This window comes from Acinetobacter calcoaceticus DSM 30006 = CIP 81.8 (genome assembly GCF_000368965.1).
Taxonomy (GTDB): domain Bacteria; phylum Pseudomonadota; class Gammaproteobacteria; order Pseudomonadales; family Moraxellaceae; genus Acinetobacter; species Acinetobacter calcoaceticus.
Genome location: NZ_KB849784.1, coordinates 150,411 through 177,369, shown reverse-complemented (window position 1 = coordinate 177,369; position 26,959 = coordinate 150,411). Strand labels below are relative to the sequence as shown.

Here is a 26,959-nt window from a genome sequence, read left to right as displayed (position 1 = left end):
AAATGTGAAACTTAAATAGATTAAAGAATTAATGGTAACCGTGTAGCTGGCGATATAAGCCAGGAGTCACACCAGTCCACTTTTTAAATGCGCGGTGGAAAGTACTGGTTTCACTAAAGCCAACTTGTTGTGCAACATCTTCAAGTGTTAATTCTGGGTTGAGTAACAAATGAATAGCAGCATCTCGGCGTAGGGCATCTTTCACGCCTTGGTAGCTTTTACCTTCAGCAGCCAAGCGGCGGCGTAAGGTTTGAGGAGATAAGTACAGCATTGATGCAACGTCATTAAGCGTTGGCATTTCTTCACCAATCTGGCTTTTGAGTACGTCACGAATACGAGAAGTCAGCGAGTTGGTGTTTTTGAATTTTACTAAAAGCTGAGCAGGAGCTGCTTTTAAGAACTCTTCTAGCGTTTTTTCATCTTGGCGGATTGGTAAGTCAAGATAATCGGCTGCAAAGGTAATTTCAGTACGCGGTGCATCAAACTGCATGACCGGCGCAAAAAATAATGCATCATATTCATCTGCATGGGCAGGACGTGGATAGCTAAAATGAACACGTTCTAACGGTAAGCGACGTTCAATCAGCCACGATGCCAAACCATGCCAAATCATTAACATACTTTCAGTAATGAAATGGTCCGGATCTAATGTTTTTGGAATGAGTGGAACTAAACGTGCTTCATGTTTGTCACGCTCTAGGCTTACAGACCATTCATCACCGAATAATTTGTAAAATTGAGATGAGAGTTCAAGGGCTTGGCCCAAGGTTTTTGCATGAATAATCAACTGACACATAATGGCAAAAGTGCCCAAACGACGTGGCTGTACATCAAAACCGACGTGTTCATCTTGTGTGACCATCCACAACATTTTTATAAAACGAGTGTATTGTTCTGGCGAGATTCGAGCTTTAGGTTGACGTAATAGTTCCGCTTCGATACCCACATGTGAAAGTAACGTCTCGACATCCATGCCAAGGCGTTTTACGCCTGTCAAAGCCGCATTCACGAAGTGGATGCTAATCGTATCGCGACTCATATTGAATCCTTCAGTCTCTTTGATGTTCACTTTAAATTGACCTAAATGACCGTCTAAAAAAATAAATTGGCGATTTACAACAGAGTAAAAGCACTTTTTACATGTTAAATTGCCGAAATGATCAAGGTAAATGGCTGAACATGACATTGTTTTAGAATATTTGCTTAACTAATATAAAAGAAAATATGAATAATAGTGGTTAAAAAACGATGACGACAGCATTAAATGGACTTAAAGTTCTCGATTTCTCGACACTCTTACCTGGACCTTTTGCCACAATGTATTTAGCCGATATGGGTGCAGAAGTCATCCATATTGAATCTCCATCACGTCCAGATTTAATTCGCATTATGCCGCCTTATGCAAATGGACAAGCAACGGCACATAGTTATTTAAATCGAAATAAACAGTCGATTGTTCTCGATTTAAAAGATCCGGCGAGTATTGAGCTGATTAAAGCCAAGATTTCCGAATTTGATATTGTCATCGAGCAGTTTCGACCTGATGTGATGCGCCGTCTAGGATTAGACTACTCAACGCTTGCAGAAATTAATCCACGTTTAATTTATTGTTCAATTACCGGATATGGACAGACTGGAATCTATAAAGACCGAGCAGGGCATGACATTAACTATTTAGCTTTAGCTGGTATTGCTGGGTATAGCGGCCGACAAGACAGTGGCCCGCCACCGCTTGGCATTCAAGTTGCAGATATTGCAGGTGGTTCACTTCATGCAGTCATTGCTATTTTAGCCGCAGTGGTCGAGCGTGATCGTAGTGGCATGGGGCAATATATTGATATTTCTATGACAGATTGCGTGGCAAGCTTAAATAGTATGGCCGCATCAGCCACACTTGCTGCACAAGTTGAGCAGGCTCCAGAACATGGCATGCTCAATGGTGGCATTTTCTATGATTATTATATAACGCAAGATGGGCGCTATCTATCAATTGGTAGTCTTGAACCACAATTTATGTCAGGTTTATCAATAGCTCTTGATTTGCCACTATTATTACAAAAAGGTGCTTCATTAGATGCCGATGACCGACAAGAAGTTAAACAAGCTATTCAAGAAAAAATTAAAACTAAATCATTTAAAGAATGGCATGAAATATTCGCAAATCTTGATGTGTGTGTAGAACCTGTTTTAAACCTAACTGAGGCTTTAAATTCTCCCTTAGCACAACAACGTGGATGGATTGTGGATGTACCTTTGCAAAATAATACAGCAGATACAGAACCACAATTGGCATGTCCAATTAAGTTTTCAAGATCTAAAATGAGATATTCCTTTATAGGTCAAAAGCTTGGCGAAGGGCGATGGTAAGGGCTTGATGTTATTTTTTAGTCAGGGTGGGTGAAAATTATTATCTGATTAATCAATTAATTAACATTTTGAATAATTTCTTTACATAAAATTAGCGTACCCTTAATAAACAAAGACATAAAAGGTATGTAAACATGAAAGCACATAAATCCTTGATGGCTTCTTGTTTATCCGTTTTATCAATTACCCTTTTTATTCAGCATGCACAAGCTGCGGCTGCATTTGACCCAAATAGTCCGTGGATGTTGGGTGATTGGAACGGTCAACGCACAGCGTTACAAGCACAAGGTTATGATTTTTCGTTTGGATATACCGGTGAATATGCCGGTATTTTAGACTCAAAGCAGACATCTACCCATGGTAGTGCTTATACGGGGCAACTTGCTTTAGGAACTCATTTTGACCTAAATAAAATTTTAGGTTGGCAAGATACAGAAGCTCAAATCACGTTAACTTATCGTGATGGTCAATCACTTTCTGAACATTCACCGGCTTTAGCTGGGCATTTGAGTTCTGTACAGGAAGTGTGGGGGCGTGAGCAAACTTGGCGTTTAACAGATTTGTGGATTAAGAAAAAATTCATGGATCAAAAGTTAGACGTTAAAGTGGGTCGTTTTGGTGAAGGTGAAGACTTTAATAGTTTTGACTGTGATTTCCAGAACTTGGCGCTTTGTGGTTCTCAAGTAGGGAACTGGGTTGGTGATCAGTGGTATAACTGGCCAGTTAGCCAATGGGCAATGCGTGTTAAATATAACTTGCAACCTGACTTATATACGCAAATTGGTGTATATGAATATAACCCAGAAAATCTGGACCGAGGCAAAGGTTTTAATCTAAGTACTGATGGTTCTCACGGTGCAATTATTCCTGCCGAAGTGGTTTGGTCACCTAAATTAGGTGCTCAAAGCATGTCTGGTGAATACCGTTTAGGGTATTACTATAGCACTGCTGATGCCGAAGAAATTGCTGATAAGACCAAAAACTCTCATAAGCAAGGTGTTTGGGTAACTGCAAAACAAAAATTATTTCAGCCTGCTGATCAAACAGATCGCGGTTTGACTGGTTTTGTAAACCTGACTTTCCACGACTCTGACACCAACAAAATTGATAACATGCAAAATGTAGGCTTAGTCTATAAAGGTTTGCTGAATCAACGTCCTCAAGATGAGTTGGCATTAGGTGTTGCGCGTATCCATATCAACGATGATTGGAACGATGTCCAAAATAAAGAATACGACACTGAATACAATACCGAGCTTTACTACGGTATTCATGCGACGAATTGGCTGACTATCCGTCCAAATGTGCAATATGTTCGTCATGTTGGTGCATTAAAAAATGGTGATAATACTTGGGTAGGCGGTATTAAATTCTCAACTGCATTCTAAGCGTAATTACTCCGAAAACGGATTGTCGAGGGTTAAATCATTGATTGACATAACTTGACCTTCCGTTTTTTTCTTTGTGCCTGAGTTTTATTTTAGATGTATTGATAGGCCAGTTTTTTGATCAAAAGCTTGGCGTATCTTTCCGATAAAAATGATGATTGATAAGAGGTGATTTATGAATCAACCTACTTCAAGATCAGGATTAACGACTTTTACCGTAATTATTATTGGGTTATTAGCGTTATTCCTGTTAATTGGAGGTATTTGGCTCGCTACATTAGGCGGTTCAATTTACTATATTATTGCTGGTGTATTACTCCTGATTGTTGCATGGCAACTTTATAAGCGCGCTTCCACAGCATTGTGGGTGTATGCCGCTTTAATGCTAGGTACCATTATTTGGGGTGTCTGGGAAGTTGGAACCGACTTTTGGGCGCTTGCACCGCGTTTAGATATTTTAGGCATTCTTGGTTTATGGTTATTGGTTCCAGCCGTGACTCGTGGAATCAACAACCTTGGATCAAGTAAAGTTGCCTTATCTTCAACTTTAGCAATTGCAATCTTGTTAATGGTTTACTCTGTTTTCAATGATCCGCAAGAAATTAATGGTGAAATCAAAACACCTCAACCAGAAACTGCTCAAGCAGTACCTGGTGTTGCTGAGAGTGATTGGCCTGCTTATGGTCGTACTCAGGCAGGTGTGCGTTACTCGCCGTTAAAACAGATCAATGACCAAAACGTAAAAGATTTGAAAGTTGCTTGGACTTTACGTACTGGCGATCTTAAAACGGGTAATGACTCTGGCGAAACAACCAATCAGGTTACTCCGATTAAAATCGGTAATAACATGTTTATCTGTACAGCTCATCAGCAATTAATCTCGATTGATCCTGCTACAGGTAAAGAAAAATGGCGTTTTGATCCGAAGCTTAAAACGGATAAATCGTTCCAGCATTTAACTTGTCGTGGTGTGATGTATTACGATGCAAACAACACAACTGAGTTTGCAACAAGTCTTCAAGGCAAGAAATCTAACTCTACACAATGTCCGCGTAAGGTCTTTGTTCCTGTCAATGATGGTCGTTTAGTTGCTGTAAATGCAGACACTGGTAAAGCATGTACTGACTTTGGTCAAAATGGTGAAGTGAACTTGCAAGAGTTTATGCCATATGCTTACCCAGGTGGTTACAACCCAACATCTCCTGGTGTCGTGACTGGTTCAACTGTCGTTATTGCTGGTTCAGTAACAGATAACTACTCAAATAAAGAGCCATCTGGTGTGATTCGTGGATACGACGTTAACACTGGTAAACTTCTTTGGGTATTTGATACAGGCGCAGCAGATCCAAATGCAATGCCAGGTGAAGGTACGAATTTCGTTCATAACTCACCAAATGCGTGGGCACCTTTAGCATACGATGCCAAACTTGATATCGTTTATGTGCCAACAGGTGTAGGTACACCAGACATCTGGGGTGGTGACCGTACTGAACTGAAAGAGCGTTATGCAAACTCGATGTTAGCGATTAATGCCTCTACAGGTAAGTTGGTATGGAACTTCCAGACAACCCATCACGATTTATGGGATATGGACGTACCATCACAACCATCTTTAGCTGATATTAAAAATAAAGCTGGCCAAACTGTTCCTGCAATCTATGTATTGACGAAAACAGGTAATGCCTTTGTTCTTGATCGTCGTAATGGTCAACCAATTGTTCCTGTGACTGAGAAACCAGTTCCACAAACAGTTAAACGTGGACCACAAACGAAAGGCGAGCATTATTCAAAAACTCAGCCATTCTCAGACTTGAACTTAGCACCACAAGACAAATTGACAGATAAAGATATGTGGGGTGCCACTATGCTTGATCAGCTCATGTGTCGTGTTTCTTTCAAACGTCTAAATTACGATGGTATTTACACTCCACCATCTGAAAACGGAACTTTAGTTTTCCCGGGTAACTTAGGTGTGTTTGAGTGGGGCGGTATGTCAGTTAACCCTGACCGTCAGGTTGCTGTAATGAACCCGATTGGTCTGCCATTCGTTAGTCGTTTAATTCCTGCCGATCCAAACCGTGCGCAAACTGCGAAAGGTGCGGGAACTGAGCAGGGCGTACAACCAATGTACGGCGTACCGTATGGTGTTGAAATCAGCGCATTCTTATCTCCACTTGGTTTACCTTGTAAACAACCAGCTTGGGGATATGTTGCAGGCGTAGATTTGAAAACCCATGAAGTGGTATGGAAAAAACGTATTGGTACAATTCGTGACAGCTTACCGAACTTGTTCCAATTACCAGCTGTAAAAATTGGTGTTCCTGGTTTAGGTGGTTCAATCTCTACTGCGGGTAATGTCATGTTTGTTGGTGCAACTCAAGATAACTACTTACGTGCATTTAATGTCACTAATGGTAAGAAACTTTGGGAAGCGCGTTTACCAGCGGGTGGACAAGCAACGCCAATGACTTATGAAATCAATGGTAAGCAATATGTTGTAATTATGGCCGGTGGTCATGGTTCATTTGGTACGAAAATGGGCGACTATTTAGTGGCTTATGCCTTACCAGATAACAAATAAAATGCTTCTATAAAAAGAGCCTGGATTTATCCAGGCTTTTTTTATATCGATTTATATTAAAGCTTATCAATAAAACCGTTATTAAATATGCAAAAAAAGCATTTTATTGATGAATAAAAGCTCGCTATGCTATCTGCCTTAATAATGAATCTACTAGCCATACGCCATGTATTTATATACCGATTTCGATCAGCAGCTGATTAATCAACGAGTTGCTCAGTTCCGCGATCAGACAGAGCGCTATTTAGCGGGCAAACTTTCTGAAGATGAATACCGTCCATTACGTTTGCAAAATGGTTTATATGTGCAACGCTATGCGCCTATGCTGCGTATTGCTGTGCCGTATGGCTTAATGAGTTCAAAACAATTACGTAAAATTGCTGAAGTTTCAACTGAATATGATCGTGGTTATGCACACGTATCTACACGTCAGAACATTCAGTTAAACTGGCCAGCTCTTGAAGATGTACCAGAAATTTTAGCTGAACTTGCAACTGTACAAATGCATGCCATTCAAACCAGTGGTAACTGTATTCGTAATACGACGACTGACCAATATGCAGGTGTGGTTGCAGGTGAAATTGCAGACCCACGTCCAACATGTGAATTGATCCGTCAGTGGAGTACGTTCCACCCTGAATTTGCATTCTTGCCACGTAAGTTCAAAATTGCCGTTTCTGCACTTGAAGAAAAAGACCGTGCAGCAACAGCATTCCACGATATCGGTGTTTATATCGTGCGTAATGAAGCGGGTGAAATCGGCTACAAAATTATGGCTGGTGGTGGTTTAGGCCGTACCCCAATCATTGGTAGCGTCATTCGTGAGTTTTTACCACGTGAAGATTTAATTTCTTACTTAGAAGCCGTTCTGCGTGTTTATAACTTACATGGCCGTCGTGATAACAAATATAAAGCACGTATCAAAATTCTAGTGAAAGCATTAACTCCTGAAGTTTTTGCTCAGAAAGTTGAAGCTGAATTTGAACACACACGTGAATCATTAAAAATTCAGCCTGAAATCTTGAAAAAATTGGATGAAGAGTTCATCCCATTTGATTATCAAGATTTGGCAGATGAAGATTTCACTGCTTTATTTGCTGAGTATCCAAAATTCAAGCAATGGTTCCATATCAACACACATGCACATAAAGTGAAGGGCTATCGTATTGTTACGATTTCTCTAAAACGTGCAGGTATTGCACCAGGTGATATGACCACCGAAGAAATGAACTTTATTGCAGATCTTGCTGATAAATATACTTTCGGTGAACTTCGTACAACTCATGAACAAAACATTGCTTTGGCAGATGTGCCTCAAAAAGATTTGTTCGATGTATGGCAAGCGCTTGAACAACAAAATATGGCACGTGCACATATTGGTTTTATTACCGATATTATTAGCTGCCCAGGCGGTGATTTCTGTTCACTTGCAAATGCGAAATCAATTCCAATTGCTGAAGCAATCACGCGTCGTTTCGATGACTTAGACAAAGTTTATGATCTTGGTCATTTAGACTTAAATATTTCTGGTTGTATGAATGCTTGTGGTCACCACCACGTAGGTAACATCGGTATTTTAGGTGTAGATAAAAAAGGTGCTGAATTCTACCAAATTACATTAGGTGGTAATTCAGACCATGATGCATCAATCGGTGATATCTTAGGGCCATCATTTGCAGCAGATGCTGTTCCAGACGTAATTGAAGAAATATTAAATACTTATCTTGATTTACGTACTGAAGGTGAGCGTTTTGTTGATACATATCGCCGTGTAGGAATTCAACCATTTAAGGAGCGTGCATATGCTTAATACAGCTCTACCAGTGCTTTATAAAGATGGCACGATCGCTGACAATACTTATCAAATCATTGCTGAAGATGGTGTTATTCCTCAGGGTGACGTTGTTGTAACAACAGCTCAACTAGACCAATTAGCAAACATTCAAGGTAAAAAAGCTTTGTATGTGACTGTGAATGATTCACCTGAAGAGCATGCATTTCCTTTAAATGAACTTGATGCAATCTTTATTGAGTTTGCAGGTTTTGGTGATGGTCGTGGTTACTCATTTGCTGCATTATTACGTCGCCAAGGTTTCCAAGGTGAGTTGCGGGCAACGGGTGATGTATTTAAGGATGTCTTAAACTACTTAAAACGTTCTGGCTTTGATAGTTTTGTCGTAAAAGAAGGCAAAGACGTACAAGAAGCGGCGGCAGGTTTGCAAGACTTTACCAACCCATATCAAGCTTCAACCGCTGTACCGCAAGCAAGTTATCAAACTGGCGCTTAAATAGATTTCAAATACGAAAGCTGAACTTAGGTTCAGCTTTTTTTATAAATAATTTTTAAATGACTTAACTGAAGAACAAGAATGCTAGGCTTAATTTCAAAAATAAATCCCGGTGCTTGGTGGTTATTATTTGCCATCGCGACGGATGTACTCTCAACATTCTATTCTGCCAGAGGTAATGGCTTAGTTAATAAAACAGCTCAAGGTATTGCTCTGATTCTATATATGATCTCTTTCGCTTGTGCTGCGATTGCTTTGAAATATATGCAGGCTGGAATTTTGTATGTACTTTGGTCTGGAATTGGCGTATTAGCTACAGCTTTTTTGGCAAAGATTTTTCTTGGGCAAAATATTGATGTGGCAGGGTGGGTTGGAATTGGATTCATTACGGTGGGGCTGATGATTATTGCTCAATATTCCAATATTGATATTTAGAACCTCATAGAAATATCAGAGTACTTCTATGAGGTTAAGTGTTGAAAATATTAAGTATCAAGCTGGCAGTTGATCATCCATTTTATACCGAACTGGTCGGTAAAAGCGCCGTACAATGCGCCCCAGAACGTTTTTTCTAGAGGCATTTCGATTTGACCATTTGCAGATAAAGCATCAAAAAGTTGTTTTGCTTTTTCTTGCTCATCTTTTTCAAGATTAATCGAAATGTAGTGATTATTACCTTGGGTAAAAACGCTGTTAGGGGCACAGAACTGATCATTGGTATCTGATGCCATAAGTACAGTGTATTCATTAATTGGCAGTGAAACATGAAGAACTAGATTCTTATCAGCTTCCGATAAAGTCACGCCTTCAGTAGGTGGCATATCGCCATAGCGGCTCAACATGCCAAACTCACCGCCAAAAACTGACTTATAGAAATTAAACGCCTGCTCTGCCTGACCTTGAAAGTTGAGATAGTGATTGAGTTGCATTGTTATAGTCCATTGTTGTTTTCATTTAGAAGAATAAGTTAAAACGTAAAAGTGATTTTGTGGGTCATTTTTTGTAGTTTTTTCATAAAAAAATCCCGACGAAGCGGGATTTTGAAATATTGTTTTTTAATTAAATAAGTTCAATTGCAACGGCTGTAGCTTCACCACCACCAATACAAAGAGCTGCAATACCTTTTTTACCGCCAGTGCGTTTAAGAGCATGGATCAACGTAAGAATGATACGAGAACCTGTAGAACCAACAGGGTGACCTAATGCGCAAGCACCGCCATTGATATTTACTTTCTCAGCATCAAGCTTGAAATCATCAATTGGGCACATGGTGACCATGGCAAAAGCTTCGTTAATTTCCCAAAGGTCAACGTCTTGAGCATTCCAGCCAGCTTTTTTCAGAACTTTTTCGATGGCACCAACAGGAGCGATTGTAAACTCTGAAGGGTGCTGAGAGTTTGATGCTGTTGCGATAATTTTCGCAAGCGGCTGTAAACCACGTTGAGCAGCAACTTCACTTGATGTTAATACTAATGCAGATGCACCATCTGAAATAGAACTCGCGTTTGCTGCGGTGATTGTTCCGTCTTTTGCAAAAGCTGGTTTAAGTGAAGGAATTTTGTCGATCTTTGCATTTAGAGGTTGTTCATCTTGATCAACAATAACATCACCTTTGCGACTAGGCACGGTAACCGAAACAATCTCATCTTTGAAATAGCCTTCAGTAATCGCTGTTTGAGCACGTTTCAAAGAACGAATTGCAAAGTCATCCATTTGCTCACGTGTATAGCCACGTGTGTTTGCCATATCTTGAGCAAAAGAACCCATTAAACGACCAGTTTCAGCATCCTCAAGTCCATCAAGAAACATATGATCCTTAATTTCGCCGTGACCCATACGATAGCCAGCGCGTGCTTTTGGTAAAACATAAGGCGCATTGGTCATAGATTCCATACCGCCAGCAACAACAATTTCAGCACTGCCTGCTTTAATCATATCGGTTGCTTGCATTACTGCTTTCATGCCAGAGCCACAAAGCTTATTAATAGTCACAGCACCTGTAGAATCCGGTAAGCCAGCTTTGCGCATTGCTTGACGAGCAGGGCCTTGTTTTAAACCAGCAGGAAGAACACAACCCATAATGACTTCTTCGACATCAGTAGGTTGTAAACCTGCTCTTACGATTGCCTCTTTAATGGTTACAGCACCTAGTTCAGGCGCAGTAAGTCCCGATAATGCTCCTTGAAAACCACCCATAGCAGTACGAGCACCATTAACAATTACGATGTCAGTCATTGTTCTAATCTCCAGTTGTTCTTAATCTCAAAATAAGAAATGTTTAAAACCTAGGCAGTATATTGCAAAAATCAGAGAGAGAGATCTTCTGCATTAGACTGTAGAGTTCTAACAATTTTTAAGGCTTTCTAAACGAATATGTCCCATTTTGCTGAGAACCAATTTAAAGTTTTTAAGCTGATCATAAGAACAATATGTAAAACTGCCGTTAGACTCACGTGGCAGTCCAGTGTCTCCCTGAAATACGATACTATTTAGTTTTTTTCCGAATTTTTGAAATTTTAAAGAACCATAACGATGATTAAGTTCAACATTGGTCAATATCTCTTCGTCGCTTTCTCTCTGTAGATTATGATTTGTGTCTACAAAGCTTATAAGGCTTGTATCCCAATTACTATTACACAGTGCTAAATCAACACTTGGGCAAAGTACGACACTCTTATGTCGTAGAATTGCGTCATATTTGGCTTTTTGTATATGAATTGTCAGTAGTCGAGGAGTGTTTTTTAATTCTACCGAAGCCATAAATTGATGGTATAAAGGAAGAGCTATAATGAACATAATCATAAGAATTGCGAGCGTTATAGTGAGTTCCATTAATGTGAAACCAGGAGATTTAAACATTAAAATTCCTTAATATATAAAATAATATTTTGATTTTATGCGTTCTATCAATGATTTATAAGGCTTTTTATAATGAGGAAACACAAAGTTAAATAAAGGTTATCAGGACGCTAGAATACTGGTAAAATCACCCTAAGCGAAAGAAAGAAGTTGTTCATATTTTCTAGTTGAGTAAAAAATTACCGAATTACAACGGAAATTGTAAGTAATTTTGTCAATAATTTACTTGATTAAAATTATCAAGCACTTGGAAAGTCTATCAAGTGTTTGTATGATTCAAATGTGAATAGCTTAAAAATAATACTGGAGTAAAAATATCTCAGGGGCCAATAAATTTAGGCTGAGCTTGAACAACAATTGTTATCTCTGGAGGATATCCATGAAATTGAGTCGTATTGCACTTGCTATGCTTGTCGCTGCTCCATTAGCTGCTGCTAATGCTGGCGTAACTGTTACACCATTATTGCTTGGTTACACTTTCCAAGACAGTCAACACAACAATGGCGGTAAAGATGGTGAGTTAACTAACGGACCTGAACTTCAAGACGATTTATTCGTTGGTGCAGCTCTTGGTATTGAGTTAACACCATGGTTAGGTTTCGAAGCTGAATATAGCCAAGTAAAAGGTGATGTTGACACTAACTACGGTGAATACAAACAAAAACAAATCAACGGTAACTTCTATGTTACTTCTGATTTAATCACTAAAAACTATGATAGCAAAATCAAGCCATATGTATTGTTAGGTGCTGGTCACTACAAATATGAATTTGATGATGCTCGTTTAGCTTATCGTGATGGTGAAGAAGGTACTTTAGGTAATGCTGGTTTTGGTGCTTTCTGGCGCTTAAACGATGCTTTATCTCTTCGTACAGAAGCTCGTGGTACTTATAACTTTGACGAAAAATTCTGGAACTATACAGCTCTTGCTGGTTTAAACGTAGTTCTTGGTGGTCACTTGAAGCCTGCTGCTCCTGTAGTAGAAGTTGCTCCAGTTGAACCAACTCCAGTTGCTCCACAACCACAAGAGTTAACTGAAGACCTTAACATGGAACTTCGTGTGTTCTTTGATACTAACAAATCTAATATCAAAGACCAATACAAGCCAGAAATCGCTAAAGTTGCTGAAAAGTTAACTGAATACCCTAACGCTACTGCACGTATCGAAGGTCACACAGATAACACTGGTCCACGTAAGTTAAACGAACGTTTATCTTTAGCTCGTGCTAACTCTGTTAAATCAGCTCTTGTAAACGAATACAACGTTGATGCATCTCGTTTGTCTACTCAAGGTTTCGCTTGGGATCAACCGATTGCTGACAACAAAACTAAAGAAGGTCGTGCTATGAACCGTCGTGTATTCGCGACAATCACTGGTAGCCGTACTGTAGTAGTTCAACCTGGTCAACAAGCTCAATAATTTGAGTTTTTGAACAGTAAAAAAGCGACTCGTTAGAGTCGCTTTTTTTATTGCGATTTTTAAAATATTTACTCATTTCTACCTCTCCTTAATCATAATTTCTTTCGATCTTGTTCTAAATTATTTACCAATCACCTTTTCTCAATTGCTGTTTAGTATCCTGCCTATCTCTACGATGTTGGGCACGAGGCTTTTCCGTTTCGTGCATCCCACCTTTGTGAAGTAAAGGGGAAAGAGCTACTTGATTACGGACTTTGATTTTTGACATTTCTTTAATTTTCATGTTTTAACCTTTAATACATAAAACTTGTTTAAGTGTGTGGACAACTTCAATGAGGTCAGCCTGATTTGCCATGACTTCATCAATATCCTTATAAGCACTTGGGATTTCGTCGACAACGCCACTGTCTTTACGGCACTCAATACCTTGGGTTTGTTCAATAAGATCTTGCTGGTTAAAAAGATTTTTTGCCTTGCTTCGACTCATCTTACGACCTGCGCCATGAGAACAAGAACAAAATGACTCAGGGTTTGCTTTACCTCTGACGATATAAGATCTTGCTCCCATTGAACCTGGGATAATGCCTAACTCATCTAAACCAGCACGAATTGCACCTTTTCGGGTAATCAATAAATTTTCACCAAAATGTGTTTCACGGCTCACATAGTTGTGGTGACAATTAATTGCTTCTTTTGTCATTTGAAAAGAGGGTAGAAGAGGGCGAATTGCTTCTAAAATTAATCGCATCATTTCTTTGCGATTTTCAAAAGCATATTCTTGAGCCCATTCTACAGCTTCCACATAGTCATCGAAACTTTTTGAGCCTTCGGCAAAATAACTCAAATCTTTATCAGAGACATGACCAAAACGATGTTGAGCTTCTTTCTTGGCTAACTCAATAAAATAAGTACCAATAACGTTGCCAAGCCCTCTACTACCTGAATGCAGCATAATCCATACGTCTTGATTTTCATCAATACAGAGCTCGATAAAGTGGTTGCCGCCACCTAAAGTACCCAATTGTTTTTGCCATGTCGCATCAAATTGTCGAAGCATCTGGACAAGACCAGGATGCTTTTTGATAATCGGCTCTAAGCTTTTTTCAAGTGGAATAATGCTTGAAGCTTTTGCCTTGACCTGTTTATGTAAAGCAAATCCGACGGGTACTTTACGCTCAATTGCATCGCGTAAACGGCTTAAACTATCTGGCAATTGAGAAGCCTTTAGGCTTAAACGAATTGCATTCATTCCACAGCCAATATCTACGCCTACAGCAGCAGGAATAATGGCATGTTTAGTCGGAATAACACTACCTACGGTCGCGCCTTTTCCAACATGAACATCAGGCATAACTGCAATATGAGAATAGATAAATTGCAGCTGAGCCATTTTTTTGAGTTGTTCGATACTTTCACTATCTATATCTTGAGTGAAAATTTTAACGGGGACACCATACAGTGCCTCCTCATTTAATATTTTTTGTATGCCCATAATTTTTCTCTTATTTTTGTCCGAGCAGGCATAAAAAAACCTAGCGAATGCTAGGTTTTAAATTTGAGCATTCGGACAAGTGAAGTGAATTTGTACACTTGTCCGTGAGCTGACATCGTGCCAAATTATTTAGTCTGTTTTACCTTGTACTACTGGCATGATGTCCTCCTTATTTAAAAGTGCCGTTGAAAATCTGAACGGAATTTTACGCTTTTTAAATCAAAGATCAAGCTTTTGATCTTTGATTTACTTTTAATTATCTATTGAAACCGATTTTTAGTCTTGCTCTGGCTTCACATTCATTTGATCATAAGGGATCAGTTTGGTTTTATTTTTCCACTTATAGCCTAACCAAATAATCAAGAACAATGGCAAGCTAATATAGGTTGAAAGTAGGCCTAACCAGTCAATTTTTCCACCTAAAATGGCTTGATAGTTTTGTCCCAAAATAATGATTGAACATAGGATAAATGCAAACCAAGGTGCAAATGGGAAAAATTTGGCACGGTATGCTAAATCTTCTAATTTATAGCCTTGAGCAATATAACCTTTGCGGAAGCGGTAGTGCGAAATAGCAATTCCTAACCAAACAATAAAACCGCACATACCTGACATATTAAGTAGCCAGTTAAATACTTGTTTTTCGCCAATAAAAGTCGTCAAGAAACAAAATGCAGCGATAAATGTTGTGGCATATAGTGCATTCATCGGAACGCCACGACCATCAAGTTGTGCAAACCACCTTGGAGCACGGCCTTCTTGAGCCATTTTAAACAACATACGGGTTGAAGAATACATGCCCGAGTTACCTGCAGATAAAATAGCGGTGAGAATGACAGCATTCATTAAACCAGCAGCAAAGGCAAAGCCAACTCTTTCATAGAGTAAGGTAAATGGAGAAAGCGCAATATTTTCAGTGGCAGCAGCTTGCAACAAATTTGGGTCATCATAGGCAATGAGAGTGCCGATAATGAAAATACATAAGATATAAAACAGTAAGATTCGCCAGAAAATCTGTTTGATTGCAAGTGGAATCGTTTTCTTTGGATCTTTTGATTCACCAGCAGCAACGCCAACCATCTCAGTTCCCTGGAAAGAGAATCCGGCAATCATTGCAACACCGATCATGGCCTGTAAACCACCTACAAAAGGTGCTTCTTTATAGGTCCAGTTTCCAAAAGCTGCGACACCTGGAGTTAGCATAATCTTAATGATCATGGCTAAACCAATGATAATAAAGGCAACGATGGCGATCACTTTTACCATAGAGAACCAGAATTCGCTTTCGCCGAATCCCTTTACAGTCATTGCATTAATCATAAAGATAACGACAAGGAACAGGGCACTCCAATAGAATCCAGGTATATCAGGGAACCAGAATTTCATAATAAACTGAACTGCAACAAGTTCGAATGCAACCGTAATTGCCCAGTTGTACCAGTAGTTCCAGCCTAGAGCGAAACCAAAGCCCTCTTCGACATAACGACTGCCGTATGTAAAAAAAGCACCAGAAGTTGGGGTGTGGGTTGCAAGCTCCCCTAAGCTGGTCATTAAGAAGTAAATCATAATACCAATGAGAGAGTAGGCGAGTAGCGCTCCACCGGGGCCAGCATTTGCAATGGTTGATCCAGAAGCAAGGAAGAGACCTGTACCTATGGAACCACCAATGGCGATCATATTCAGATGACGAGCCCCAAGCTTACGCTGGAGTTTTTCAGGAGCATGTGTTTCGCTCATGGAGATTCCTTACATAGTTTGTTATGCACAGGCATATAACACCTTAAAGCCTTGAAGATCAGTTTTAATCTGGCACTGACCAAAGTGCTTCTCAATTAAGATCGGATAGTTTAAAAAACGGTTTGCTACAATCCATAGCTCACCTGATGCCTTTAAATGTTTTTTAGCGTTCTGGCAGAGTTCTTCACTTGCATCATAGTTGGTATGAATACCTTGATGAAAAGGAGGATTACTGACAATGGCATCGAGTTCTGTTGGGGCGTCTGCAATACCTATAACAGGCTGCAATCTCAACTGGTCTGAACCTATTCCATTTCGACTAAAAGTCATTTCCGTTGACCGTAAAGCGAAAGCATCAATATCTAGGGCATGAATAATATTACTTGAATTTATTTTTGCCAAATAGCAACTGATAATTCCAGCACCACACCCGAAGTCGGCAATTCTACCTGATTTCACCTGATTAAGATAAGGGAGTAAAACAGCAGTTCCGACATCTAGATGATTTTGGCTAAAAACACCAGGGAGGGCACAAATCGTAAGCTCTTGTTCATTAACCTGAACTGTGTAAGTTTTAAGCCAACTTTCCAGAGGTTTAATTTTTTCTGTCTTTTCTATCTTTAAGTGCCACAATTGACAGTGGCGGGCACTATCAAGTTTTAGTACTTTGCCGAAGTTTTGTAATTGTTTGGCGGCTCTTTCTACGCCACCCTTTTTTTCACCGACTAAAAAAACAGCTTGATTGGTTTTAAGATGACTCATCACTACATGCAATATGTAATTCAAAAGCTCTTTAGATTTTGGAACAAAAATGATTGCTTGGTCGAATTCTTGTGATGGAAACTCAACTGAGAAGTGCGCTTCTGTTCCACTATTTATAAATCCCTGATAGTCGGCATGATTCCATGTCCAGACTGACGCATCAGTCCCAGCGGGTAGTTGACTGACTAAGGCATCATTCGGTGCATTAATTAACAAGATTCTACCTTTCAAATAGTCTTGCTGTCTTAATACCACTTCACTTCTAGGATCCATGTACATCTCTCATGAAGAAGAATGCCCAGTGGGAGCTGGGCAGTAATCAAAATTAAAAGTTAGTTATTTATGCGTTTCAGGAAGCACAACATTTAAAATTAATGCTGCTATACCACCTGTTGCCACGCCAGAGCTAAAAATGTTTTTAAATAATTCTGGAAGATGCTCTAAAATTTGAGGAACTTGAGCAACGCCTAAACCTAATGCAAGTGAGATGGCAATAATTAATAATGCTCGGCGATCAAGATGAACTGAAGACAGAATGTTGATACCTGATGCAGCCACTGCACCGAACATTACCATAACAGCGCCACCTAATACTGCTTGAGGAACTGCTTGTATAACACCAGCTACAGCCGGAAATAGACCTAATAAAATCAGTAAAATGGCAATCCAGATACCTACATAGCGGCTAGCAACCCCAGTTAATTGAATTACACCATTGTTTTGAGCGAAAACAGAACTAGGGAAAGTGTTAAATAATCCTGCCAATAAAGAGTTTGCACCATTAACTAACACGCCACCTTTAATACGTTGCATCCATACTGGACCATTAACAGGTTGGTTGGAAAGTTTACTAGTTGCTGTCACATCACCAATTGCTTCTAAAGAGGTCACCAAGTAAATGAATGCCATTGGAATGAACAATCCCCAAGAGAAGCTCAAACCAAAGTGCATTGGTGTTGGAATTTGTACGAGTGGCGCATCTTTAATACCAGAGAAATCTAGATGACCCATAAATCCGGCAAGAATGTAACCACTCACTAAAGCGATTAAAATAGCTGAACTTTTAATCCAAACCACTCGAATACGATTTAGAACAACAATAATGGCAAGTACAGTACATGACATAATAAGGTTGTCTGCACTTGCAAAAGTATGATCTTGCATGGCTTGGTAGCCACCACCCATACTAATCAAGCCTTCTTTAATAAGCGTTAAGCCAATTAATAAAACAACAATACCGGTCACCAAAGGAGTAATGAGTCTTTTTACCCATGGAAGAATTTGCGAAACACCCATTTCAATGAATGAGCCGGCAATGACTACACCAAATATTGCAGCCATGACTTGGTTTACAGGTATTCCTGTGGCAACCATTGCACTACCAATACCAATAATAGGGCCAATAAAGTTAAAGCTTGTGCCTTGAACAATCAGAAGACCTGCACCAAACGGACCAACTTTTTTACATTGTAAAAATGTAGCAATACCTGAAATTACCAAAGACATCGATAAAATCATGTTAGTTTCGGTGCGTGAAACACCTAAAGCTAAGCAAATTAAAAGGCCAGGTGTAACAATTGGTACAATAATCGCAAGCAAATGCTTGAAAGCTGCTAAAAAAGCGATCAAAGGTTTTGGTCGATCATTTAAACCATAAACAAGGTCTAAATGGTCTTGAGAGTGTTGATTGGACATGGGTGTAGGTCCGCCGCAATTTTGCAAATTGGCGCTATTCTAATCGAGATAACTATCTTTACAAAACGAAATACAGGCTATTAGAAATTTTTTTGTCAATGTCAATAAACTGTCACTACTCAAGAGTAGTGTTTTTCTGTATAATTTGCCCTCAAACTTTAGGCGTATCGAATTTACATGTCAGATATTAAAACACTCCGTAACATTGCCATCATTGCGCACGTCGATCATGGTAAAACGACTTTAGTCGACAAACTTTTACAACAATCAGGTGCATTAGGTGATCGCGCGGGTGAAATCGAGCGTGTGATGGATTCAGGTGCAATTGAAAGTGAACGTGGTATTACCATTCTTGCAAAAAACACTGCAATTAAATGGACTGATGCGCGTACAAATACAGAATACCGCATTAACATCGTGGACACCCCAGGACATGCTGACTTCGGTGGTGAAGTTGAACGTGTAATGTCGATGGTTGACTGCGTACTTCTTCTTGTCGATTCTCAAGAAGGTCCAATGCCACAAACTCGTTTTGTGACATCGAAAGCCTTTGCGAGCGGTTTGAAGCCAATCGTGATTATCAACAAAGTAGATAAGCCAAGTGCGCGTCCTGATTGGGTAATTGACCAAGTATTTGATTTGTTTGATAACTTAGGTGGTACTGACGAACAGTTAGACTTCCCAGTTGTTTATGCATCAGGTTTACGTGGTGTTGCTGGTCCTTCTCCAGAAGAACTTGCTGACGACATGACTCCATTGTTCCAAACAATTGTAGATATCGTTGAACCACCAGCAGTTGATGTTGATGGTCCATTCCAAATGCAAATCTCTTCACTTGATTATAACAGCTTTGTTGGTGTAATCGGTGTTGGTCGTATTCAGCGTGGTTCAGTTAAATTAAACACACCTGTAACTGTTATCGACAAAGAAGGTAAAACACGTAACGGTCGTATCTTAAAAATCATGGGTTACCATGGTCTAGATCGCGTTGACGTTGAAGAGGCAAATGCTGGTGATATCGTTTGTGTAACAGGTATCGATGCACTTCATATTTCTGACACGATTTGTGATCCGAAAAATGTTGAAGCTTTACCGCCGTTATCTGTAGATGAACCTACTGTTACGATGACTTTCCAAGTAAACAACTCACCGTTTGCGGGTAAAGAAGGTAAATTTGTTACTTCACGTAATATTCGTGAACGTTTAGATCGTGAATTGATTCACAACGTAGCATTACGTGTTGAAGATACTGACAGTCCAGACCGTTTCAAAGTGTCTGGTCGTGGTGAACTTCACCTTTCAGTTCTTATTGAAAACATGCGTCGTGAAGGCTTCGAAATGGGCGTATCACGTCCACAAGTTATTTTGAAAGAAGTTGACGGCGAAAAGCAAGAACCATACGAAAACGTAACATTTGACGTTGAAGAACAGCACCAAGGTTCGGTAATGGAACAAATGGGTTACCGTAAAGGTGAAATGACAAATATGGAAGTTGACGGTAAAGGCCGTATCCGTATTGAAGCAACTGTTCCTTCACGTGGCTTAATTGGTTTCCGTTCTGAATTCTTGACCATGACTTCTGGTACAGGGATCATGACATCAAGCTTCTCGCATTACGGTCCAATGAAACAAGGTACTGTTGCGAAACGTCAAAACGGTGTGTTGATTTCTATGGTTCAAGGCGTTTGTTTGGGCTATGCATTATTCACATTGCAAGACCGTGGTCGTCTATTCGCTAAACCTCAGTTAGAAGTTTACGAAGGTATGATCATTGGTATTAACTCTCGTTCAGATGATATGGTTGTTAACCCAACTAAAGCGAAACAGTTAACAAACGTACGTGCATCTGGTACAGATGAAGCGTTAACGTTGACACCAGCTGTTGAATACACGCTTGAACAAGCACTTGAATTCATTGAAGATGATGAATTAGTTGAAGTAACACCAAAATCAATCCGTATCCGTAAGCGTTACTTGACTGAAAATGAACGTAAACGTAACCGTGATAAATAATTTTTCTTAAGTGAAAAAGAAAAAACCGCTAAATTAATTTAGCGGTTTTTTTAATCGTTATATTTGAAATTAAACTAAGCTTAAAATCATATTTTTCTTATCAGTTAATATGTTGTTAAAGTGTGAAATAACTTTCTTTTTTTGATAAAAATATTAAATTATCAATATCATGGCGAGTACTATCTAAATGGATAAGATGCCAATGAAAAAGAAAAATATAACGTGTTTTAACCCCCGACATCTGGAGATGTTTAGATGAGTATTATTCAAGAATTTAAAGAATTTGCCGTGAAAGGCAATATGATGGATTTAGCCATTGGTGTGATTATTGGTGGTGCTTTTGGCAAAATCGTAGACTCTTTAGTAAAAGATATTATCATGCCGTTGATCAGTGTAATTACTGGTGGTGGTGTCGATTTTTCACAGAAATTCATTGTTCTAGGAGCAAACCCTGCCAATCTGCAATCTTTAGATGCTTTGCAAAAAGCAGGTATCAATGTTTTAACCTATGGTAATTTCCTCACCATTTTAATCAACTTTATTATTTTGGCTTGGGTTGTGTTCTTAATGGTGAAATTATTAAACAGACTTCGCCGTGATAAGAACGAGCCAGAAGCTCCAGCTGCAACTCCTGAAGATATTCAATTATTGCGTGAAATTCGTGATGAGTTGAAGAAGCAAGCTTAACAATCTTCGAAATTAATAAAAGCGGTACTTAAGGTGCCGTTTTTTATTACTAAGTATTTTATGTTGGACTAAAGATATTGATAAAATTGAAAGGTTACCGATAAGTTCAACTGCACATATTGTAAAAGGGGTATAAATAAATGAATCAGCTTTTTGTGTATGGAACCTTATGCCCAAATAAAGCAAATGCTCATATTTTAGAGCAGATTAGCGGTAACTGGACAAAAGCCAGTGTGCGTGGTGTGATTCATATTTTAGATTGGGGACCCGACAAAGGCTTAAAAGCAATTGTTTTAGATGCAAAAGCCGATTGGGTAGAGGGCTATCTGTTTAGCACAGAAAAACTGGCTGAAAACTGGCAGATGCTTGATGATTTTGAAGGTTTTCAATATCAACGTGTCATAGCTGATGTGAAGCTTGAGTCAGGTAAACAGATCAAAGCTTGGACATATCAACTGAATGCGCAGGCCCAAGCTTCTGAAAACCACAATTAAAATAATGGAATCAACGTAAGCTACTCATTCTGAATTTAACTTCTAAAAGATGATAACCAAATTGGCTTTTTATTGGTCCTTGTAGTACCCGTTCGGCGGCTGTAAACACCACTTTATCAATCACTGGCACCAGCTGTCCTTTTTTGACTTCGCCTAATTCACCACCGCGTTTTGCTGAATTACAAGTTGAATATTGCTTAGCAAGTTTGGCAAAGTCTGCACCACTTTGTAGCTTCTTTTTTAACTGTTCGGCTAAGTCTTTATCTTTGACCAGAATATGTCGGACGATTGCTGTTTGCATTATGACTTCCTCTGAAAATTAGAGCTTATTGGACTTTTTGAGGGGTTGGCACTCTGGGCAAAATACACTTGCACGTTGTCCAAGTTTTAAGTTTTCTAACGTGGTTTCACAGTTAACACACATCTGTCCGGCACGTCCATACGCCAAAAGGGTCTGTTGGAAATAACCATTTTCACCCATGGCATTGCTGTAATCACGTAAGGTCGAACCGCCCAAATCAATCGCCGATTTTAAAATCCGTTTGATTTCGATCACCAGTTTCTCGATTTGTTCAAGGCTTAGGTCCGCAGCAGGTTGTGCGGGATGGATCCCGACATTAAATAAACTTTCAGTTGCATAAATATTGCCAACACCAACCACAACATGATTATCCATAAGTGCAATTTTTGTGCCGACAGATTTATTTTTAAGTTTTGAAGCTAAATATTCTGCATTAAAGTCAGTACTTAAAGGCTCGGGTCCTAAAGTATCAATTAACTTTCCTTGTGTTTCAGGGTTTAGCCAGAGAATACAGCCAAAGCGACGTGGGTCGTGGTAACGTAATTCATGTTCTTCAAAGCGAATGATGAAGTGATCATGTTTTCTCAGCTCATCATTTGGCTGACACAAGCGGAAGCTGCCTGACATTCCTAAATGCCAGAGCATTTGATCTTGTTCAAACTCTGCCAAAATATATTTTGAGCGTCGATTTAATCCAATAAGACGTTGCCCAACGAGTTTATGAACATCATCGGGAATTGCCCAGCGTAAGCTTGGGTTACGTACTTCTACACTTTGAACTTTTTGATTCAATAAGGGAAATAAACTGGTTTTAGTTGTTTCGACTTCGGGTAACTCAGGCATCGCCAACTCGCAGAATTAACAGATATACTGGAATAATCAAGTATATCGTGTGGTATGTAATATTTCAGAGATTACTATGTCAGATATTTTACCATTAAGCTGGTTTCAACGTGAAACTTCACAGGTTGCTCATGATTTAATCGGATGCGTGCTATGTAAGCGACAAGCTGATGGACACGTCATTCGATGTACGATTACCGAAACTGAAGCTTATTTAGGAATTCGAGATAAAGCTTGCCATAGCTACAATGATAAACGTACAGCTCGAACAGAGGTGATGTATGGTTTAGGTGGCACGATTTATGTCTATTTAATTTATGGCATGTATGAAATGCTCAATCTCATTACTCAGACAGAAGGCATCCCTGAAGGGGTAATGATTCGTTCTGCATTTTTGAATGGTGCTTCAACCAAAAAAGAATATAAGCTTTTAGCTGGACCCGGCAAATTGACACGCTATTTAGGCATTGATCGATCTTTAAAAGGTCAAACTCTAGGAGAGGAATCAGGGCTATGGATTGAAGCAGCATCCACTCAGCTAGAAGTGGTGATGACACCACGTATAGGAATTGACTATGCCGAAGAGGCAAAAGATTGGCCTGAACGATATTGCTGGAAAGATCATCCCTCTTTAAGTCGTTAATTAAAGTAGGTAGTAAGTTCTTCGATAGTGATTAAGTGTGTCCCAGATTTAAAACAATGCAGAGCAAATTCTATATCCAGACAAGACACTGCTTTTTGTTATCATAACTACAATATAAATATAGGAAATAAGCATGTCCTTATTACGCTTAGACCGACTTCATTACTGTATTTTGATGAGTATGGGTTGTATTTCTAGCCCACTTGTTTGGGCAGATGACTTAGCTCAAGACATTACGGTATTGCCAACTTTACATGTTGAAGCAACGCGTACCGATACAACCTATTTACAAACACCAGCTTCAGTTTTTAGAGTTGATGTGCCTCAAACGGATACTTCCTCACAAGTAAATTTAACTGAAGTTGTAAAAGGCATACCGAGTTTACAGATTCGTAATCGCGAAAATTATGCACAAGATTTACAGCTCTCCATGCGTGGTTTTGGTGCACGTTCAACTTTTGGTGTTCGAGGTATTCGCCTGTATGTGGATGGTATTCCTGCAACAATGCCAGATGGACAAGGTCAAACGTCTAATATCGATTTAAGTAGTCTGGATCATGTTGAAGTTCTAACAGGACCTTTTTCTTCGCTTTACGGAAACTCATCTGGCGGAACGATTTTAACGTCTACTAAAGAAGGGCAGGGTAAAGACTCGATTGAGCTGAGTTATTCGGGTGGGAGCAATGATAAAAGCCGAGCTGGACTCATGCTACAAGGTGGGGCAAAGGGTGCGAATGAACCAAGTTATGTTATTAGTTCATCATATTTCGATACCGATGGTTACCGAGAACATAGCGGTGCAGAGAAAGTATTAAACAATGCAAAACTCAGTTGGAATCTTGATGATGGAAGCAAGATCAATTGGGTGACCAACTATGTCAAAATCCATGCAGATGATCCGCAGGGTTTAACTCATGACCAATGGAATGCTAACCCAAAGCAACAGGTTCCATTTTTAAAGCAATTTAATGTCCGTAAAGATATTGAACAAACTCAAACGGGCGTGACGTGGTCTAAGCCGATTAATGACCATCATGAGCTTTATGCGATGGCATATTTAGGTAATCGTCAGGTGACTCAATATCAATCTATTCCTAAGTCGACACAAGATGCCAGCATTAATCATGCAGGTGGCGTGATTGATTTTGAGCGTAATTATTATGGTGCCGATTTCCGTTGGACGGGTAAAGAACTATTACCGAATACGACGATCAGTGCAGGTGTTGCACTTGATGCAATGGATGAAGATCGCAAAGGCTTTGAAAACTTTAACTTAGTAAACGGTCAGCCATCTTATGGTGTTAAAGGTAATTTACGCCGCGAAGAAGATAATACTTTGTGGAATATTGATCCCTATTTACAAGCTTCATGGCAGTTCTTACCAACATGGCGTTTAGATACGGGTGTACGTTACAGTAATGTCCATTACAAATCTGAAGATCATTATTTAAGCAATGGCGATGATAGCGATAAAACTGATTACGATAAAGTATTACCGTCAGCTGCTTTAAGCTGGCAAATTTTACCTGAACTTATGGCGTATGTGAGTTATGCCAAAGGTTTTGAAACACCGACATTTACTGAAATGGCATATCGTCCAGATGGTTTGAGTGGCTTTAATTTTGGTTTAACAGCATCAACAAGTGATACCTATGAAACAGGCTTAAAGTCACAAAATCATTTGGGTGATTTTACTTTGGCAGTTTTCCAGACTAAAACTAAAGATGACATTGTTTCAGCAGGGAATTCTAACGGCCGTTCAACGTTCCGTAATGCAGATAAAACTTTACGTGAAGGTGTAGAGTTTGCATGGAATAAAAAATTGTGGCGAGATTTAACTGCGACTGCAAGCTATACATATTTAGATGCAACCTTTGATGCTGATATTCCAGCCTCAGGCAGTGTTGTTCAAATTCCATCAGGCAATTCCATCCCGGGTATTGCTAAAAATCAGGCTTATGCCTCTTTGGCTTGGCAACCTACGCACGGTTTATATGGTGGTGTAGATATACAGTATATGGATAAAGTATACGTGAATGATACCAATAGTGACGCAGCGCCAAGCTACAGTGTAACCTCAGCTAATGTTGGTTATGCATGGGTAATGGGCGACTGGAAAGTGAATAGCTTTGCCCGTGTTGATAACCTATTTGATAAAAACTATGCAGGTTCAGTGATCGTAAATGACGGTAATGGACGCTACTTTGAGCCAGCGGATGGACGTAACTGGAGTGCAGGTTTACGTGTAATTAAGCAATTCTAGGAATTAAAAATGGCAAAATTATTTGAAACGGTTAACTTTGGTTCACTACAACTGGTCAATAGAATTGTAATTGCCCCAATGTGCCAATATTCGGCAACAGATGACGGTGAAGTGACCTATTGGCATGAACAGCAATGGGCAAATTATGCATTATCTGGTGCAGGGCTTTGTATTGTAGAGGCGACTGCTGTGCAAGCTGAGGGACGTATTAGTTATGCGGACCTTGGACTCTGGAATGATCAGCAACGTGACCAAATCAAAACGTTATTGGGTAAGGTTAGAACACTTTCACCCATGCCATTTGGAATTCAGTTAGCACATGCAGGTCGTAAGGCTTCTACTGAAAAACCGTGGTTAGGCAAAGGGCAAATTGCAAAAGATCAGCCACATGGTTGGCAAACGGTTGCTCCAAGTGAAAGTACCTTTTCTGTTCATGATGCTGCACCGCATGCTTTAACCATTGCTGAGATTAAACAAGTTCAACAAGACTTTGCAGCAGCAGCAAAACGTGCTGTAGAAGCTGGCTTTGAGTTAATCGAAGTTCATGCTGCGCATGGTTACTTGTTACATCAATTTTTATCCCCAATTGCGAATCAGCGTACAGATGAATATGGCGGCTCTTTAGAAAACCGTATGCGCATGGCCCTTGAGGTTCTTCAGGCGATTAAACTCGCTGTTCCTGCTGGTTATCCAGTGGGAGTTAGATTGTCTGCGACCGACTGGTTAGACGGTGTAGAACACTGGGATGTTGAATCTACCGTTGGTTTATCAAAAGCTTTAGAGCAGTTGGGCGCAGCCTATGTGCATGTGTCTAGTGGTGGTTTGCACGAGCACCAATCTATTCAGATTGGAGCTGGTTACCAAGTTCCTTTTGCTGAACAAGTCAAAAAGCATGTGTCTATTCCAGTCATTGCTGTAGGGCTAATTACTAAGCCAGAACACGCCGAACAAATTTTGGAAAATCAGCAAGCTGATGCCATTGGCCTTGCTCGTGCAATGTTATATGACCCAAGATGGCCTTGGCATGCAGCAGCAGCTTTAGGTGCGGAAGTTAAAATAGCACCTCAATATTTACGTTGCCAACCTCACGGGGTAAAACAGCTTTTTAATTCTTTTTAACTGTATC

Annotated in this window: 24 protein-coding genes; 13 read left to right on the top strand and 11 right to left on the bottom strand. The window is 39.7% G+C overall.

All coding sequences use genetic code 11. The annotated features are described in order from the left end of the window. Positions 1 to 28: 28 nt before the first annotated feature. Positions 29 to 1,039 carry an AraC family transcriptional regulator gene (locus tag F936_RS18085; protein ID WP_004638954.1) on the bottom strand — a complete coding sequence of 337 codons (1,011 nt, stop codon included), beginning with the start codon at positions 1,037 to 1,039 and terminating at the stop codon, positions 29 to 31. 209 nt (positions 1,040 to 1,248) lie between these two features. Between F936_RS18085 and F936_RS18080 the strand changes: the two genes are divergently transcribed. The 6 genes from F936_RS18080 (at position 1,249) to F936_RS18055 (ending at position 9,059) form a co-directional block, all read left to right on the top strand. Then, positions 1,249 to 2,367 (top strand): CaiB/BaiF CoA transferase family protein, encoded by a 1,119-nt coding sequence (locus tag F936_RS18080; RefSeq protein WP_005050062.1) that lies wholly within the window; start codon positions 1,249 to 1,251, stop codon positions 2,365 to 2,367. Between the two features lie 155 nt (positions 2,368 to 2,522). Next, the gene (locus tag F936_RS18075) at positions 2,523 to 3,755 is read left to right on the top strand and encodes a carbohydrate porin (RefSeq protein ID WP_080028346.1); all 1,233 of its coding nucleotides are present in this window, start codon (positions 2,523 to 2,525) and stop codon (positions 3,753 to 3,755) included. Positions 3,756 to 3,930: 175 nt separating this feature from the next. Then, on the top strand, positions 3,931 to 6,336 hold the full coding sequence (locus F936_RS18070; protein ID WP_005050058.1) for a glucose/quinate/shikimate family membrane-bound PQQ-dependent dehydrogenase: 2,406 nt from the start codon (positions 3,931 to 3,933) through the stop codon (positions 6,334 to 6,336). Between the two features lie 166 nt (positions 6,337 to 6,502). After that, a complete protein-coding gene (locus tag F936_RS18065) occupies positions 6,503 to 8,146 on the top strand; it encodes a nitrite/sulfite reductase (RefSeq protein WP_005050057.1) in 1,644 nt (547 codons plus the stop codon). Beyond that, positions 8,139 to 8,624: a DUF934 domain-containing protein gene (locus F936_RS18060; RefSeq protein ID WP_005050055.1), complete on the top strand. Its 486-nt coding sequence runs from the start codon at positions 8,139 to 8,141 to the stop codon at positions 8,622 to 8,624. The genes F936_RS18065 and F936_RS18060 overlap by 8 nt, the downstream gene beginning before the upstream one ends. 81 nt (positions 8,625 to 8,705) lie before the next feature. Beyond that, on the top strand, positions 8,706 to 9,059 hold the full coding sequence (locus tag F936_RS18055; protein ID WP_004638961.1) for a DMT family transporter: 354 nt from the start codon (positions 8,706 to 8,708) through the stop codon (positions 9,057 to 9,059). A gap of 50 nt (positions 9,060 to 9,109) precedes the next feature. On the opposite strand, the gene F936_RS18050 is transcribed toward F936_RS18055, so the two are convergent. The 3 genes from F936_RS18050 to F936_RS18040 form a co-directional block, all read right to left on the bottom strand. After that, entirely contained in the window at positions 9,110 to 9,553 is a 444-nt protein-coding gene (locus F936_RS18050; protein WP_003655252.1) for a VOC family protein, read from the bottom strand. A 130-nt stretch (positions 9,554 to 9,683) separates the two neighbouring features. Continuing rightward, entirely contained in the window at positions 9,684 to 10,859 is a 1,176-nt protein-coding gene (locus F936_RS18045; RefSeq protein ID WP_005050054.1) for a thiolase family protein, read from the bottom strand. Positions 10,860 to 10,967: 108 nt separating this feature from the next. Then, complete coding sequence (locus F936_RS18040) at positions 10,968 to 11,483, bottom strand: GspH/FimT family pseudopilin (protein ID WP_005050052.1); 516 nt, start codon at positions 11,481 to 11,483, stop codon at positions 10,968 to 10,970. Between the two features lie 379 nt (positions 11,484 to 11,862). Between F936_RS18040 and omp38 the strand changes: the two genes are divergently transcribed. Then, positions 11,863 to 12,903, top strand: coding sequence for an outer membrane protein Omp38 (omp38, locus tag F936_RS18035; protein ID WP_005050050.1), 1,041 nt, complete (start codon positions 11,863 to 11,865; stop codon positions 12,901 to 12,903). Between the two features lie 124 nt (positions 12,904 to 13,027). On the opposite strand, the gene F936_RS19390 is transcribed toward omp38, so the two are convergent. The 5 genes from F936_RS19390 to F936_RS18015 all read right to left on the bottom strand — a co-directional run bounded on the left by F936_RS19390 (position 13,028) and on the right by F936_RS18015 (position 18,589). Further along, on the bottom strand, positions 13,028 to 13,186 hold the full coding sequence (locus tag F936_RS19390; RefSeq protein WP_005036254.1) for a hypothetical protein: 159 nt from the start codon (positions 13,184 to 13,186) through the stop codon (positions 13,028 to 13,030). Between the two features lie 3 nt (positions 13,187 to 13,189). Then, a complete protein-coding gene (locus F936_RS18030) occupies positions 13,190 to 14,395 on the bottom strand; it encodes an RtcB family protein (RefSeq protein ID WP_005050046.1) in 1,206 nt (401 codons plus the stop codon). Positions 14,396 to 14,671: 276 nt separating this feature from the next. Next, a complete protein-coding gene (locus F936_RS18025; RefSeq protein WP_005050045.1) occupies positions 14,672 to 16,132 on the bottom strand; it encodes an amino acid permease in 1,461 nt (486 codons plus the stop codon). Between the two features lie 21 nt (positions 16,133 to 16,153). Further along, entirely contained in the window at positions 16,154 to 17,167 is a 1,014-nt protein-coding gene (locus F936_RS18020; RefSeq protein ID WP_005050043.1) for a methyltransferase, read from the bottom strand. 63 nt (positions 17,168 to 17,230) lie between these two features. After that, positions 17,231 to 18,589: a uracil-xanthine permease family protein gene (locus F936_RS18015; protein WP_005050041.1), complete on the bottom strand. Its 1,359-nt coding sequence runs from the start codon at positions 18,587 to 18,589 to the stop codon at positions 17,231 to 17,233. Positions 18,590 to 18,766: 177 nt separating this feature from the next. Between F936_RS18015 and typA the strand changes: the two genes are divergently transcribed. The 3 genes from typA (at position 18,767) to F936_RS18000 (ending at position 21,783) form a co-directional block, all read left to right on the top strand. Then, a complete protein-coding gene (gene typA / locus F936_RS18010) occupies positions 18,767 to 20,602 on the top strand; it encodes a translational GTPase TypA (protein WP_003655262.1) in 1,836 nt (611 codons plus the stop codon). A gap of 255 nt (positions 20,603 to 20,857) precedes the next feature. Then, entirely contained in the window at positions 20,858 to 21,289 is a 432-nt protein-coding gene (mscL, locus tag F936_RS18005) for a large conductance mechanosensitive channel protein MscL (protein ID WP_005050039.1), read from the top strand. Positions 21,290 to 21,429: 140 nt separating this feature from the next. After that, positions 21,430 to 21,783: a gamma-glutamylcyclotransferase family protein gene (locus F936_RS18000; RefSeq protein WP_005050038.1), complete on the top strand. Its 354-nt coding sequence runs from the start codon at positions 21,430 to 21,432 to the stop codon at positions 21,781 to 21,783. 10 nt (positions 21,784 to 21,793) lie between these two features. On the opposite strand, the gene F936_RS17995 is transcribed toward F936_RS18000, so the two are convergent. After that, complete coding sequence (locus F936_RS17995) at positions 21,794 to 22,084, bottom strand: peptidylprolyl isomerase (protein ID WP_003655265.1); 291 nt, start codon at positions 22,082 to 22,084, stop codon at positions 21,794 to 21,796. Between the two features lie 18 nt (positions 22,085 to 22,102). Continuing rightward, positions 22,103 to 22,927 (bottom strand): bifunctional DNA-formamidopyrimidine glycosylase/DNA-(apurinic or apyrimidinic site) lyase, encoded by an 825-nt coding sequence (mutM, locus tag F936_RS17990; protein WP_005050035.1) that lies wholly within the window; start codon positions 22,925 to 22,927, stop codon positions 22,103 to 22,105. 76 nt (positions 22,928 to 23,003) lie between these two features. On the opposite strand from mutM, the gene F936_RS17985 reads away from it, so the two are divergent. From F936_RS17985 to F936_RS17975, 3 genes are all read left to right on the top strand, one after another. Then, positions 23,004 to 23,570, top strand: a complete 567-nt coding sequence (locus F936_RS17985) for a DNA-3-methyladenine glycosylase (protein ID WP_005050034.1) — start codon at positions 23,004 to 23,006, stop codon at positions 23,568 to 23,570. A gap of 133 nt (positions 23,571 to 23,703) precedes the next feature. Beyond that, on the top strand, positions 23,704 to 25,833 hold the full coding sequence (locus F936_RS17980) for a TonB-dependent receptor (protein WP_005050033.1): 2,130 nt from the start codon (positions 23,704 to 23,706) through the stop codon (positions 25,831 to 25,833). 9 nt (positions 25,834 to 25,842) lie between these two features. Continuing rightward, on the top strand, positions 25,843 to 26,952 hold the full coding sequence (locus tag F936_RS17975) for an NADH:flavin oxidoreductase/NADH oxidase (RefSeq protein WP_005050032.1): 1,110 nt from the start codon (positions 25,843 to 25,845) through the stop codon (positions 26,950 to 26,952). Positions 26,953 to 26,959 lie beyond the last annotated feature (7 nt).

What these genes read in the sequence shown, in the direction of transcription:
- F936_RS18085 (WP_004638954.1), bottom strand. Translation starts at nt 1,039, where the DNA reads ATGAGTCGCGATACGATTAGCATCCACTTCGTGAATGCGGCTTTGACA.
- F936_RS18080 (WP_005050062.1), top strand. Translation starts at nt 1,249, where the DNA reads ATGACGACAGCATTAAATGGACTTAAAGTTCTCGATTTCTCGACACTC.
- F936_RS18075 (WP_080028346.1), top strand. Translation starts at nt 2,523, where the DNA reads ATGGCTTCTTGTTTATCCGTTTTATCAATTACCCTTTTTATTCAGCAT.
- F936_RS18070 (WP_005050058.1), top strand. Translation starts at nt 3,931, where the DNA reads ATGAATCAACCTACTTCAAGATCAGGATTAACGACTTTTACCGTAATT.
- F936_RS18065 (WP_005050057.1), top strand. Translation starts at nt 6,503, where the DNA reads ATGTATTTATATACCGATTTCGATCAGCAGCTGATTAATCAACGAGTT.
- F936_RS18060 (WP_005050055.1), top strand. Translation starts at nt 8,139, where the DNA reads ATGCTTAATACAGCTCTACCAGTGCTTTATAAAGATGGCACGATCGCT.
- F936_RS18055 (WP_004638961.1), top strand. Translation starts at nt 8,706, where the DNA reads ATGCTAGGCTTAATTTCAAAAATAAATCCCGGTGCTTGGTGGTTATTA.
- F936_RS18050 (WP_003655252.1), bottom strand. Translation starts at nt 9,553, where the DNA reads ATGCAACTCAATCACTATCTCAACTTTCAAGGTCAGGCAGAGCAGGCG.
- F936_RS18045 (WP_005050054.1), bottom strand. Translation starts at nt 10,859, where the DNA reads ATGACTGACATCGTAATTGTTAATGGTGCTCGTACTGCTATGGGTGGT.
- F936_RS18040 (WP_005050052.1), bottom strand. Translation starts at nt 11,483, where the DNA reads ATGTTTAAATCTCCTGGTTTCACATTAATGGAACTCACTATAACGCTC.
- omp38 (WP_005050050.1), top strand. Translation starts at nt 11,863, where the DNA reads ATGAAATTGAGTCGTATTGCACTTGCTATGCTTGTCGCTGCTCCATTA.
- F936_RS19390 (WP_005036254.1), bottom strand. Translation starts at nt 13,186, where the DNA reads ATGAAAATTAAAGAAATGTCAAAAATCAAAGTCCGTAATCAAGTAGCT.
- F936_RS18030 (WP_005050046.1), bottom strand. Translation starts at nt 14,395, where the DNA reads ATGGGCATACAAAAAATATTAAATGAGGAGGCACTGTATGGTGTCCCC.
- F936_RS18025 (WP_005050045.1), bottom strand. Translation starts at nt 16,132, where the DNA reads ATGAGCGAAACACATGCTCCTGAAAAACTCCAGCGTAAGCTTGGGGCT.
- F936_RS18020 (WP_005050043.1), bottom strand. Translation starts at nt 17,167, where the DNA reads ATGGATCCTAGAAGTGAAGTGGTATTAAGACAGCAAGACTATTTGAAA.
- F936_RS18015 (WP_005050041.1), bottom strand. Translation starts at nt 18,589, where the DNA reads ATGTCCAATCAACACTCTCAAGACCATTTAGACCTTGTTTATGGTTTA.
- typA (WP_003655262.1), top strand. Translation starts at nt 18,767, where the DNA reads ATGTCAGATATTAAAACACTCCGTAACATTGCCATCATTGCGCACGTC.
- mscL (WP_005050039.1), top strand. Translation starts at nt 20,858, where the DNA reads ATGAGTATTATTCAAGAATTTAAAGAATTTGCCGTGAAAGGCAATATG.
- F936_RS18000 (WP_005050038.1), top strand. Translation starts at nt 21,430, where the DNA reads ATGAATCAGCTTTTTGTGTATGGAACCTTATGCCCAAATAAAGCAAAT.
- F936_RS17995 (WP_003655265.1), bottom strand. Translation starts at nt 22,084, where the DNA reads ATGCAAACAGCAATCGTCCGACATATTCTGGTCAAAGATAAAGACTTA.
- mutM (WP_005050035.1), bottom strand. Translation starts at nt 22,927, where the DNA reads ATGCCTGAGTTACCCGAAGTCGAAACAACTAAAACCAGTTTATTTCCC.
- F936_RS17985 (WP_005050034.1), top strand. Translation starts at nt 23,004, where the DNA reads ATGTCAGATATTTTACCATTAAGCTGGTTTCAACGTGAAACTTCACAG.
- F936_RS17980 (WP_005050033.1), top strand. Translation starts at nt 23,704, where the DNA reads ATGTCCTTATTACGCTTAGACCGACTTCATTACTGTATTTTGATGAGT.
- F936_RS17975 (WP_005050032.1), top strand. Translation starts at nt 25,843, where the DNA reads ATGGCAAAATTATTTGAAACGGTTAACTTTGGTTCACTACAACTGGTC.